10 protein-coding genes and 1 pseudogene are annotated in these 11,272 nt (G+C 64.6%); 5 read left to right on the forward strand and 6 right to left on the reverse strand.

All coding sequences use genetic code 11. From position 1 onward, the window contains the following. Nucleotides 1-86: 86 nt before the first annotated feature. Entirely contained in the window at nucleotides 87-1,055 is a 969-nt protein-coding gene (locus BHD06_RS21605; RefSeq protein WP_254892561.1) for an IS110 family transposase, read from the reverse strand. Between the two features lie 130 nt (nucleotides 1,056-1,185). Between BHD06_RS21605 and BHD06_RS21610 the strand changes: the two genes are divergently transcribed. Then, complete coding sequence (locus tag BHD06_RS21610; RefSeq protein WP_080459024.1) at nucleotides 1,186-1,530, forward strand: hypothetical protein; 345 nt, start codon at nucleotides 1,186-1,188, stop codon at nucleotides 1,528-1,530. A gap of 17 nt (nucleotides 1,531-1,547) precedes the next feature. On the opposite strand, the gene BHD06_RS21615 is transcribed toward BHD06_RS21610, so the two are convergent. Genes BHD06_RS21615 through gmd form a run of 4 tightly spaced genes read right to left on the reverse strand, consistent with a single transcriptional unit; the run spans nucleotide 1,548 to nucleotide 6,251 of the window. Continuing rightward, nucleotides 1,548-2,645: a DUF1972 domain-containing protein gene (locus tag BHD06_RS21615; protein ID WP_080459025.1), complete on the reverse strand. Its 1,098-nt coding sequence runs from the start codon at nucleotides 2,643-2,645 to the stop codon at nucleotides 1,548-1,550. Nucleotides 2,646-2,677: 32 nt separating this feature from the next. Further along, complete coding sequence (locus BHD06_RS21620; protein ID WP_080459026.1) at nucleotides 2,678-4,126, reverse strand: mannose-1-phosphate guanylyltransferase/mannose-6-phosphate isomerase; 1,449 nt, start codon at nucleotides 4,124-4,126, stop codon at nucleotides 2,678-2,680. A gap of 26 nt (nucleotides 4,127-4,152) precedes the next feature. After that, the gene (locus tag BHD06_RS21625) at nucleotides 4,153-5,121 is read right to left on the reverse strand and encodes a GDP-L-fucose synthase (protein WP_080459027.1); all 969 of its coding nucleotides are present in this window, start codon (nucleotides 5,119-5,121) and stop codon (nucleotides 4,153-4,155) included. 5 nt (nucleotides 5,122-5,126) lie between these two features. Beyond that, nucleotides 5,127-6,251, reverse strand: coding sequence for a GDP-mannose 4,6-dehydratase (gene gmd / locus BHD06_RS21630; protein ID WP_080459032.1), 1,125 nt, complete (start codon nucleotides 6,249-6,251; stop codon nucleotides 5,127-5,129). Nucleotides 6,252-6,561: 310 nt separating this feature from the next. Here gmd and BHD06_RS21635 point away from each other — a divergent pair, with 310 nt between their 5' ends. Beyond that, entirely contained in the window at nucleotides 6,562-8,661 is a 2,100-nt protein-coding gene (locus BHD06_RS21635) for a YjbH domain-containing protein (RefSeq protein WP_176214456.1), read from the forward strand. Continuing rightward, entirely contained in the window at nucleotides 8,658-9,323 is a 666-nt protein-coding gene (locus BHD06_RS21640) for a YjbF family lipoprotein (protein ID WP_080459029.1), read from the forward strand. The genes BHD06_RS21635 and BHD06_RS21640 overlap by 4 nt, the downstream gene beginning before the upstream one ends. Nucleotides 9,324-9,419: 96 nt before the next feature. Here BHD06_RS21640 and BHD06_RS21645 read toward each other — a convergent pair whose 3' ends face one another. After that, on the reverse strand, nucleotides 9,420-9,740 hold the full coding sequence (locus tag BHD06_RS21645; protein ID WP_080459030.1) for a hypothetical protein: 321 nt from the start codon (nucleotides 9,738-9,740) through the stop codon (nucleotides 9,420-9,422). A gap of 246 nt (nucleotides 9,741-9,986) precedes the next feature. Between BHD06_RS21645 and BHD06_RS21650 the strand changes: the two genes are divergently transcribed. Further along, nucleotides 9,987-11,006 carry an NAD-dependent epimerase/dehydratase family protein gene (locus BHD06_RS21650; protein ID WP_080459031.1) on the forward strand — a complete coding sequence of 340 codons (1,020 nt, stop codon included), beginning with the start codon at nucleotides 9,987-9,989 and terminating at the stop codon, nucleotides 11,004-11,006. 186 nt (nucleotides 11,007-11,192) lie between these two features. Continuing rightward, a pseudogene (locus tag BHD06_RS23340) lies at nucleotides 11,193-11,272 on the forward strand (IS6 family transposase); the annotation flags it as partial.

The following is an 11,272-nucleotide window of genomic DNA, read 5'->3' on the forward strand; positions in this document are numbered from 1 at the left end:
CGCCACCTCATACCGCCACGCCAGAACTGATGCCTTCGATCTTTGGCAAATCTACGCGCTTGAAATGACGGCCTGACGGGCTCGGGTCAGGCCTCATTCGGGCGGGTGAAAATAAGTTGGCAATGCCCGGCGATCTGATGTCCGCGGCGCGCTCGGATGCGGATGAAGAAAGCCCGCAGTGGTCCGGGTGCTTTCGCCGCGGCCCAGGCCGCCTCGACCAGCATCGCGCGGGCGTGGCTGCGCCCGGCCTTGCTGATCCGACCATGATGGGCGGGGCCGAGGCCGGATTGGCGCACCCGCGGGTTCAACCCGAAATAGCTCACCAGTTTCTGGGGTGAGTTGAACCGGTCGATACTCCCGATCGCCGCCATCAGCCCGGCCGCCACCGTCAGATTTACACCCGTGATGGTCAGCAGCCGCTGGATTGCCTCGTCATCAATCGCGTCCTGGGCGATGTCACGGTCGAGCACGGCAAGGTCCTCACCGAGCCGGTCCAACTCGCGGACATGGCGCGCGATTGCGGCTCGCTCGTCTTCCGGCACTGGCTGGCGAGTCAGCCAGTCGCGGCCACGCTTGTTGAAGAGATCGGCGTGCGGACATTTCGGGATCAGATGCGCATGCAGGATGGCATGCACCTCGTTCTTGATCCGAGTCCGGTGCCGGACGACCTGATAGCGGCGCGCCACGAGCCTGCGCATCCGCTCCGTGGCCGCATCCGGCATCCAGATCTCCGGCAGATAGCCTGCGGCGTGTAGGCTTGCCAGCGTCGCCGCGTCGACCTTGTCGGTCTTCACATGGGCATGGGCGATCGCTTTCACCTGGAGGGGATTGGCAATCACCACCCGTTTCACATGGGGCGACAAAACCCGGGACACCGCCATGCAGTTGCCGGTCGCCTCAATCACGACCTCGTCCGTCTTCTTCAATTGCCTGCCGAACCCCTCGAGGGCCGTGCGGGTCATCTCGACCCGACCTTCATGTCGGGTCAGACCGTTCTCCCAGATCACCACCTCCCCGAAAGTCCGGTGGATATCTATTCCGATCACGCGTCGCATGCGCGCCTCCCTTGCCAGTTGAAAACAGCGGGAGCGGCGGGCAACACGACAACTACGGATTCGTGCTCTCGGCACAACCGGGCGAGTCGCAGAGGCGGCCAGCTACTAACACGAGCTCTCGGCTCATCGTATGGATCGGCCTGCCCGCACCTTCGTGCTCCCGGTGCCTCTGTCCCGGATGCTCGCAGCATACACCCTGATCCAAGAATCAGAGCCAAACATTGGCACCGAGATCCTCATACCGGTTACCAATCTGGTGGATGGCATGAACGGGCTGGTGGGGGCTGTGCTGATCTCGGGCGCGGCGGGCCTGGCGGGCCTGGCCCATGTCGTGATCACGCGGCTGGCTCTCACGCGGCGCAGGACGATTGCTGCTGCCGGGCGGAAAACGGCCCGGGATAATCCATCCGGGGCACGCGCGACCCCGGCCTCCCAAGAAGACGGCTGGCGGATCGAGATACAGGATTCCACTTGAGCCCGCGCGCGGCTCGTTCAGGCGGGCAGGTCGTGCATCAGTTCGACATAGGCCCGCCCGATCCGGGCCCATGTGTAGCGCTGCGCCGCGATCTCGCGCATCTGCCGGCCGATCCTTGCCGCCTTGGGGGGTTTGAGCGCCGCCATGGTACCGGCCAGCGCGTTGGCGCTGCCGAAATACAGCGCCTTGCCGTCCGTGGTGTTGCGGTTGAACGCGCAATCGAAGGCCAGCACCGGGATCCCGAAATGCATCATCTCGACCAGCGCGGGGTTGGTGCCACCGGCGGAATGGCCGTGGATATAGACCTCCGCCCCGTCGCGGATCCAGCGCAGATGTCCGGGTTCGTAGACCGGATCGATCAGGTGGATATGCGGCCGCGCGCCGTATCTCGCGCGCAAGGCCCGGCCATGGGGGCTCTGGTCCCAGTTGCCGACGACGACCAGATCGCCTGTGGAGTGGCGGGCGAAAGCGTCAAGGATCATCTCTACGTTGTTCTCGGGCTCGATCCGGCACAGGGCGAGCGCGTAGCGCTGCGGCAGGGCAATCCCCGGCTTGGTTATCGGGGCGGCCTCGAGCGCGTGATCGCCGCCATAGGCGATGACATGGCAGTCCCTGCCATAGCGCGCGCGGACATGCTCCGCGATGCCCGGATTGTCGGCGATCACCGCATGCGACCAGCGCACTGCCGCGCGCTCGGACCAGCGCAGGATCAGCCGCGCGAGCCCGCGCCATTTCGCGCGCTGCCATTCGATCCCGTCGATATTGGTCACGATGCGGGTGCGCGAGAGTACCCGGACGATGGGTAGGGCGAGCGCGCCCGATACGCCGAGCAGCAGGACGGTATCCGTGTGGTGGCGTATGGCGTCGATGAGCGAGACCACGTCATAGGCTACGGATTGCGGACCGTTGGCCCTGAGACCGATATGGCGCAACTCCGCGCTGAGGTATCGGGCTGGCCGCGTCTCGGTGTCGCGTGCTGAACAATAGACGGTCAGTCGCGCCTCGAGCGCGTGGGCCTGATGGTAACGCACAAGGTTTTCGGCCAGGGTCTCGAAGCCGCCATAGCGGCCCGGAACGCCGGCTGTGCCGAGGATCGACCAGTGAGGTTTGCGCATCTGTGGCCCTCGCATGTCCGGACCGGCCCGACTCAGCCTCTGGCCCCCTGGCCGCGGGCATAGATATCCTCGTAGCGGATGATGTCATCCTCGCCGAGATAGCTGCCGGTCTGCACCTCGATCAGCACCATCGGCATCTTGCCGGGGTTCTCCATGCGATGCGTGGCCCCGAGCGGGATATAGACGGATTCATTCTCGCTCACCAGTCTCACCTGGTCATCGACCGTCACCTTTGCGGTACCCGCGACGACGATCCAGTGCTCGGAGCGGTGATGGTGGCTTTGCAAGGAGAGGGCGGCCCCGGGATGGACATGAATGCGCTTGACCTGAAAGCGCCCGCCGGTGGCAAGGCTTTCGAACCAGCCCCAAGGGCGGTAGTCGCGCGGCAGGGTCTCGGCCTGTTTCGCGCCCTGTTTCTTCAACGCCTCCACCGCTTTCTTCACGTCCTGCGCGCGGTCCTTATGCGCCACCAGAACCGCGTCGGGCATGGCCACGGCGATGATATCCTCCAGCCCGATGCCGACCAGCGCCTGCTGTTCGTCCTCAGCCCGCAACAGTGTATCCGCGCAGTCGATGGCGGTGGCGGGGCCCGAGGTGACGATACCCGCCGCATCCGGTCCGCTTTCGCGCCAGACCGCATCCCAGCCGCCCAGATCCGACCATGCGCCCCCGTATGGCACGACGGTCAGGTTGTTCGCTTTCTCCATCACCGCGTAGTCGATCGACTCGCTCTCGCACGCGGCCCAGGCCTCGGGATCGAGACGCAGGAAATGCAGGTCGCGCTCCGCCGCCGCATGGGCGCGCCTCACGGCGGCCAGCATGTCGGGCTGATGGGTCTCGAACGCGTCCAGAATGGCGTCGGTGGAAAACAGGAAAATACCCGCGTTCCACAGATGCATGCCGTCCGCCAGCAACGCCTCTGCTGTAGCCGCATCCGGCTTTTCGACAAAGTCCTTCAGCGGCTGCGGCACCGGCGCGAAATCGTCTGACGGGGCCGCGCTCAGGCGCAGCCAGCCATAGCCGGTCTCGGCCCGGTCAGGCCGGATGCCGAAGGTGACAAGCTGCCCCGCCCGCGCCGCAGGCACCGCCGCCTGCACCGCGTCGCGAAACGCCTGCGCGTCGGGGATCACGTGATCCGATGGGGCCACCAGCATCAACGCGCCGGGCGCGCGCGCCTCGAGATCAAGCGCCCCCGCAAGGATCGCGGGCGCCGTGTTGCGCCCCTCGGGCTCGATCAGCGTGGCGGCGGCGGCGATTTCCACGCCGGCCAGTTGCTCGGTCACGACAAAGCGGTAATCCGACCCGGTGATGATCGCGGGGGCGGCATACCCGTCCCCGGACAGGCGGCGTGCCGAGGCCTGAAACAGGCTCTCTTCGCCGGTCAGCTTTGTGAACTGCTTGGGATAGCTCTTGCGCGACAGCGGCCAGAGCCGGGTGCCGGAGCCGCCGCAGAGCAGGAGCGGGTGAATATCCTCGGTCATGGTCAAACCTCCCCTCGGCCCCCGTGTCAGCCGCGAAACTCGTCTTGATGATCCAGAAACCAGCGATAGGTGCGCGCGATCCCGTCCTCCAGCGCGATGGAGGCGCGCCAACCCATACAATCCAGACGGCTCACATCCATCAGCTTGCGCAGGGTGCCGTCAGGCTTGCTCGGGTCGGTGGTGATCCGCCCTTCATAGCCCGTCACCTTCGCCACCATCTGCGCCAACTCCAGGATGCTCACATCCTGCCCGGTGCCGACATTGATATGGCTCAGCATCGGCTGCGTGTTGGCGTCATAGGTGGGTTTGTCGAGGTCCAGCACGAAAAGCGACGCCTCGGCCATGTCATCGACATGCAGAAACTCGCGCATCGGCCTGCCCGTGCCCCAGATCGTCACCTCTTCGCGCCCGTCCTGCGCCGCCTCGTGAAAGCGCCGGATCAGGGCGGGCAGGACATGGCTGTTCTCGGGGTGGAAATTGTCACCGGGGCCATAGAGATTGGTCGGCATGACCGAGCGGTAATCGGTGCCATGCTGCCGGGTGTAGCTTTCGCAGAGCTTGATGCCCGCGATCTTGGCGATCGCATAGGGCTCGTTGGTGGGCTCCAGCGGGCCGGTCAGAAGCGCGTCCTCGCGCATCGGTTGCGCGGCCTCGCGCGGGTAGATGCAGGAGGAGCCCAGCTGTAACAACCGCCGCACGCCCGCCCGATAGGCCTGATGGATCACGTTGCATTCGATCATCAGGTTTTCATAAATGAAATCGGCCGGATAGGTGTTGTTGGCGAGGATGCCGCCGACGCGGGCGGCCGCCAGGATCACCACATCGGGGCGCTGATCGGCCATGAAGGCGCGCACGGCGGCCTGATCCGTCAGGTCGAGCTCCGCATGGGTCGCGGTGATGAGCGTGATCGCCTCGCCCGTGTCTCGCCGCGTCTCCAGCCGCCGCAGGATCGCGCCGCCCACCATGCCCCTGTGCCCGGCGATGTAGATCCGCATCGCGCTCACCCGTTCTCGAAACTCACCGGCATGTCCATGCCATGTTCGCGCAGGAGCGCATGGCGCCGCGCGGTGCGCAGGTCATCGGCGACCATCTCGGCGCACATCTCCTGCGCGGTGATCTCGGGCACCCAGCCCAGGTTCTGCTTGGCCTTGGCCGGATCGCCCAGCAAGGTCTCCACCTCGGCGGGGCGGAAATAGCGCGGGTCGATGCGCAAGAGCACATCGCCCGGCTTCACCGCCGGGGCCTTGTTACCGGTCACCGCCGCCACGGTCCCGACCTCTGCAACCCCCGCGCCGGAAAACTCCAGCGTGATGCCCAGCTCCGCCGCCGACCAAGTGATGAACTCGCGCACCGAATATTGCTTGCCCGTGGCGATCACGAAATCCTCGGGCGCGTCCTGTTGCAGCATCATCCACTGCATGCGCACGTAATCCTTGGCATGGCCCCAGTCGCGCAGCGCGTCGATATTGCCCATGTAAAGACATTCCTCCAGCCCCTGCGCGATATTGGCCAGCCCGCGCGTGATCTTGCGGGTCACGAAGGTCTCGCCGCGACGCGGGCTCTCGTGGTTGAAGAGAATGCCGTTACAGGCATACATGCCGTAAGCCTCGCGATAGTTCACCGTGATCCAGTAGGCATAGAGCTTGGCCACCGCATAGGGCGAGCGCGGGTGAAACGGCGTCGTCTCGCTCTGCGGGGTTTCCTGCACGAGGCCATAAAGTTCCGATGTCGAGGCCTGATAGAACCGGGTGCTTTTCTCCAGCCCCAGAAAGCGGATCGCCTCCAAGAGGCGCAACGTGCCCATGCCATCCACATCCGCCGTGTATTCCGGGGCCTCGAAACTGACGGCGACATGGCTCTGCGCGCCGAGGTTATAGACCTCGTCGGGCCGCACCTCGCTCAGGATGCGGGTCAGGTTGGAGCTGTCGGTCAGATCGCCGTAGTGCAGCTTGAAATTCTGGTTGCTTACATGCGGATCCTGATAGAGATGGTCGACGCGCTGCGTGTTGAACAGCGAGGCCCGGCGCTTGATGCCATGCACCTCATAACCCTTTTCCAGAAGAAATTCCGCCAGATAGGATCCGTCCTGCCCGGTGATCCCGGTAATCAGCGCGCGTTTCTTCATGTCTCGCCTTTCAATGCCTTTGTCGAACAGGGGCATCCTGCACCTTTTCTCCGACTGCATGCCATAGAAAAGCCTGTCACCGAAAACGAAATATGAATCGTCACCGAGAACCAATACCGTCCGCAACGCGTTCCGGACTGCGAAAACATGCATGGGCGGATGATGCGGCTGTCCTGGAAGGCCGAGCCCACGTGACAGAGATATCACAGCCCCTCGCGACCGGTTGCCGACGATCACCTTATGGTGTTCCCTTCGTGAGGATTTCTGGTAACTGACTGTCATGCAGGGGCTGTCGAACAAAGGTTTCGGAATGGTGTTGGCGGTCGGGCTCTGCGCGACCGGTCCTGCTTTGGCCGAGGACGAGAAGCGGATCGAGACCGGCTATAACAGCTATGGCTATCCCGGCATGATCGACATGCCCGTGGCCACCAGCCGGCCCGATGGCGAGCTGGCCTTCTCGGTCAGCTATTTCGCCGAGCAGTTGCGCAACACGATGACCTTCCAGATTCTGCCGCGCCTGTCGGGCAGTTTCCGCTATTCCGTGCTCGACGAAGTCGTGAGCGGCGATCCGGTGAACAACAAGCTCTTTGATCGCAGCTTCTCGCTGCATTTCCGCTTTGCCGACGAGACCGAATTCCGTCCCGCGCTCGCGGTCGGGCTCAACGACTTTCTCGGCACCGGCGTCTATTCCTCGGAATATCTGGTCGCGACCAAGACCCTGGGCGACTCGGTCCGGGTGACCGGTGGGATCGGCTGGGGGCGGCTTGGCGGGGTCGGTGGTTTCACCAATCCGCTCGGCATCCTCGACAAGCGCTTCGAGACCCGCCCGGCGCGGGATTTCCAGCAAGGCGGCGACGTGGAGGCGGCGCAGTTCTTTCGCGGCGACGCGGCGTTCTTCGGCGGCATCGAATGGCAGGCCACGAAAAAGCTGAAGCTCACTGCGGAATATTCCTCGGACGATCATCCCGAAGAGGATCCGTTGGCCTTCGAGCGCGAGACGCAGCTGAATTTCGGGGCCACCTACAAGATCGGCCCGATGACCGACCTGTCGCTGCGCTATCTCTATGGCAGCGAGATCGGGGTGCAGATCACCACCGCGGTGAACCCCAAGAACCGGCCCGATCACGGCGGCCGCGATCCGGCCCCGCCGCCGGTTCTGCTGCGCGCCGCGCAGAGCGATGCCGCCCTGTCCTGGTCAGGCAGCATCGAGGCGCAAACCGATCTGCGCGACCGTCTTGCAGCGGCGCTTCAGGATCAGGGGATGCGCTTGCACGGGTTCTCGATCGCCGGGCGCAGCGCGCGGGTCGAGATCGAGAACACCGTCTATCACCAGGAGGCCCAGGCCATCGGGCGCACGGCGCGGGTGCTCTCGCGGCTGATGCCGACGCAGGTCGACGGCTTCGAGATCACGCTGGTCGATGTAGGCCTGCCGGTCACCGAACTGCATATCGCGCGCGACGACATGGAGCGGCTTGCGCATGATGTCGATGGCAGCGTGGAAAGTTTCGTGCGGACGCGCATCTTCTCGCCCGACGGGCCGAGCCGCCCGCTGGCCGGGCGCTATCCGGATTTCCAGTGGGACCTGACCCCCTATCTCAGCCCCAGCTATTTCGACCCCGACAATCCGGTGCGGGCCGATCTCGGCGCGCAGCTCGAGCTGACCTATCAGCCGAGGCCGGGGCTCGAGTTCTCGGGGATCCTGCGCCAGAAGGCGGTGGGCAATCTCGACGAGGCGACGCGGAAATCGGATTCGGTGCTGCCGCGGGTGCGCAGCGAGTTCACGATTTACGACCGCGAGGGCGAGAATTTGGCGCTCATGCAGCTCACGGCGGCGCAGTATTTCAAGCCCGGCCGCGATCTCTATGGCCGGGTCACGGCAGGCTATATGGAGCGCATGTTCGGCGGCATCTCCGGGGAGCTTCTGTGGAAGCGCAATGACAGCCCCTTCGCCCTCGGAATCGAGGCCAACTATGTCAAGCAGCGCGATTTCGACCAGCGCTTCGGGTTTCGCGATTACGAGGTCGCGACCGGTCATGCCTCGGCCTATTGGGACATGGGCAACGGGTTTCACGCCCAGCTCGATGCCGGGCGCTACCTTGCGGGCGACTGGGGCGGCACCTTCACGCTGGACCGCGAATTCGGCAATGGCTGGCGGATCGGGGCCTTCGCGACCCTCACCGATGTGCCCTTTGACACGTTCGGCGAGGGATCCTTCGACAAGGGGATCCGCCTGACGGTGCCGCTGGCCTGGCTGATCGGGGAGCCCAACAAGCGCGATTTCAGCACGACGATCCGCCCGGTCCAGCGGGATGGCGGGGCGCGGCTCGACGTGCCGGGGCGGCTTTACGACCGGGTTCGTCCCTTGCAGAAACCCGCCTTGCGCGACGGTTGGGGAAGGTTCTGGCGATGACACCCGATTTCAGGCCCTCCCTGCGGTGGCTCGGCTCGGCGGCGGGCCTCGCGGTGCTGTTGCTTGGCGGTTGCGACCGGGTGACCGGAGCACTCGACATCACCGGCCAGATTGCCGCCCAGACCCCGCAGCCGGTTGGCCCGGAGCGTCTGCGCGTGACCCTGCCCGCGCGGGGTGCCAGCGCCACCCTGGCTCCGGTGGCCCGCAATGGCGACGTGACCGTCTGGCAGACGCGCGACGGCATCACGCTGAGTTTCCACGACGGTCTGCTGATCGGCACCCGGGGCCTGGGGGACGATCTGATGTCCGCCGATGTCGAAGGCACGCAGGCGATGCTGCGCGCGCCCGCCACCGATCTCTATCATCTGCATGTGCGCACCTATCTCGGCGGCGAGGACCAGACCCTCTATCGTCGCTATCACTGCCGCGAGACGGGACGGGCGGACAGCGATCTGAGCGTGGCTGACGAGACCCGCCGTACCCGCCGCATAGAGGTGAGTTGCACCGCGCCGGATGGTGCGCTGACCAATATCTACTGGCTCGACCGGTCGGGCGGGATCGTGAAATCCCGGCAATGGGTCAGCCCGGCGGTCGGCTACATGGACGTCGAGCCCGCAGCCACCTCGGTTTCGGTTGCGGTGGGGTCGAATGGCGAGGGGTAAAGTGCCGACTGAGGTCTGTCTGATAACCTGACACTAAAACGCCCCGCTGAAAGGCGGGGCGTTTGATGTCGTATCTTCAGCCTTTGGGGCGGAGACTCAGTTCGTGGTTGTGGTCGAGGACGAGCTGCCACCCGAAGCGATCGCGATGACCGCGACACCAACGCCGACTGCCCCGGCCGCAGCCGCGCCACCCAGACCGCCTTCCAGACCAGCCCCGCCGATGCATTGCACCTCCAGCAACTGGCCGCCGTTGCTGAAGTTTGCCGAGGAGAAGGCCCCGCCGCAGGCGTTGATTCGCGATGCCATTTCCATGGCGGTTTCGTTGCCCTGACGCACGGCGGTTTGCTGTGCCACGGCGGGCAATGCGGTTGTCAGACCAGCGGCAAGTGCGAGTGCGGAAAGTGCATAGTTTTTCATGGCGTAAAATCCCTTTTACAGTTCATTGCCGAACATACACACAATCCAGCCCGAAGAAAATAGATGTTTGCGAAATTTGCGCGCTCTGACATGTTCTTGCCCATCTTTGTTGCAGCGGGGCCAGACGGTGGTCCCAGGCGGTGTCCGTTTCGGCGCGGCAGCCGTGGAAATTGCATGGTAAAGCGGTGGCTTATGCGGCTATCAAGGAAAGATCGCAATCTACAGAAACCGGTCTGAACAGCCCTCATGTCGCGCCGTATCCTCATCACCGGGACCGCCGGATTCATCGGCTTCCACCTCGCCCGCCTGCTGCTGGCCGAAGGGATCGTCGTGCATGGCTATGACGGGATGACCGACTATTACGATGTCGAACTCAAGCGTCGCCGCCATGCGTTGTTGCAGGCCATGCCCGGCTTTTCGGCCACCGAGGCGATGCTCGAGGACCGCGCCGCGCTCGATGCCGCGATCGATGGTTTCGCGCCAGACGAGATCGTGCATCTCGCCGCCCAGGCCGGGGTGCGCTACAGCCTGGAGAATCCGCGCGCCTATCTCGATGCCAATGTCCTGGGCACGTTCAACGTGATGGAGGCCGCGCGCCGCCATGCGGTGCGGCATCTGATGATGGCCTCGACCAGTTCGGTCTATGGTGCCAATCCCGAGATGCCCTATGCCGAGACGATGCAGGCCGACCACCCGATGACGATCTATGCCGCCACCAAGAAGGCCACCGAGAGCATGGGCCATGCCTATGCCCATCTGTGGGGTCTGCCCACCACCATGTTCCGCTTTTTCACCGTCTACGGCCCCTGGGGACGGCCCGACATGGCGCTGTTCAAGTTCGTCGAGGCGATTCTCGCGGACCGACCGATCGACATCTACAATCACGGCGAGATGTATCGCGATTTCACCTATGTGGGCGATCTCGTCCGCGGCATCCGGCTGTTGCTCGACACGCCGCCGCCGCAGGTGGAGGGGCGGGACACACCGCCGCTCGAGGGCGACAGCCTCTCGCCCGTGGCACCCTGGCGTGTGGTCAATATCGGCAATTCCGAAAAGGTGCGGCTCCTCGATTTCGTCGAGGCGATCGAGGCCGAGCTCGGGGTCGCGGCGCGGCGCAACCTGATGCCGATGCAGCCCGGCGACGTGCCCGCCACCTGGGCCGATGCGTCGCTCTTGCAGGCGCTGACCGGCTATCGCCCGCAGACCGATATCCGCGACGGGATCGCGGCGTTCGTGGCCTGGTACAGGGAGCATTACAGGCAATAAGCTGGGCACCAGTGACGCCCTGAACGGCATCGGGCGCACCTTGTCCGGCGCGCCCGATCCTGCTGCATGACCTTCGGGTCAGACGATGTCGATGTAATTCTCGAGGCCGGTCGTCTCGGTGACGCCCAGCAGTTCGAACGGCATTGCCAACTTGTTTGGGCGTGGGCTTTCGCATAGTCAGCCGGGATGAAGATACCTTGCACGATGCCTCGCCTGAAAGGCTACCGCTTCCCTCGTGAAATCGTCGCCTATGCGGTCTGGGCGTA

The organism is Roseovarius sp. A-2, from assembly GCF_002072155.1.
GTDB lineage: Bacteria > Pseudomonadota > Alphaproteobacteria > Rhodobacterales > Rhodobacteraceae > Roseovarius.

Excerpts from the sequence above, each read along its gene's own strand:
- BHD06_RS21605 (WP_254892561.1), bottom strand. The coding sequence starts at position 1,055 with ATGCGACGCGTGATCGGAATAGATATCCACCGGACTTTCGGGGAGGTG.
- BHD06_RS21610 (WP_080459024.1), top strand. The coding sequence starts at position 1,186 with ATGGATCGGCCTGCCCGCACCTTCGTGCTCCCGGTGCCTCTGTCCCGG.
- BHD06_RS21615 (WP_080459025.1), bottom strand. The coding sequence starts at position 2,645 with ATGCGCAAACCTCACTGGTCGATCCTCGGCACAGCCGGCGTTCCGGGC.
- BHD06_RS21620 (WP_080459026.1), bottom strand. The coding sequence starts at position 4,126 with ATGACCGAGGATATTCACCCGCTCCTGCTCTGCGGCGGCTCCGGCACC.
- BHD06_RS21625 (WP_080459027.1), bottom strand. The coding sequence starts at position 5,121 with ATGCGGATCTACATCGCCGGGCACAGGGGCATGGTGGGCGGCGCGATC.
- gmd (WP_080459032.1), bottom strand. The coding sequence starts at position 6,251 with ATGAAGAAACGCGCGCTGATTACCGGGATCACCGGGCAGGACGGATCC.
- BHD06_RS21635 (WP_176214456.1), top strand. The coding sequence starts at position 6,562 with ATGGTGTTGGCGGTCGGGCTCTGCGCGACCGGTCCTGCTTTGGCCGAG.
- BHD06_RS21640 (WP_080459029.1), top strand. The coding sequence starts at position 8,658 with ATGACACCCGATTTCAGGCCCTCCCTGCGGTGGCTCGGCTCGGCGGCG.
- BHD06_RS21645 (WP_080459030.1), bottom strand. The coding sequence starts at position 9,740 with ATGAAAAACTATGCACTTTCCGCACTCGCACTTGCCGCTGGTCTGACA.
- BHD06_RS21650 (WP_080459031.1), top strand. The coding sequence starts at position 9,987 with ATGTCGCGCCGTATCCTCATCACCGGGACCGCCGGATTCATCGGCTTC.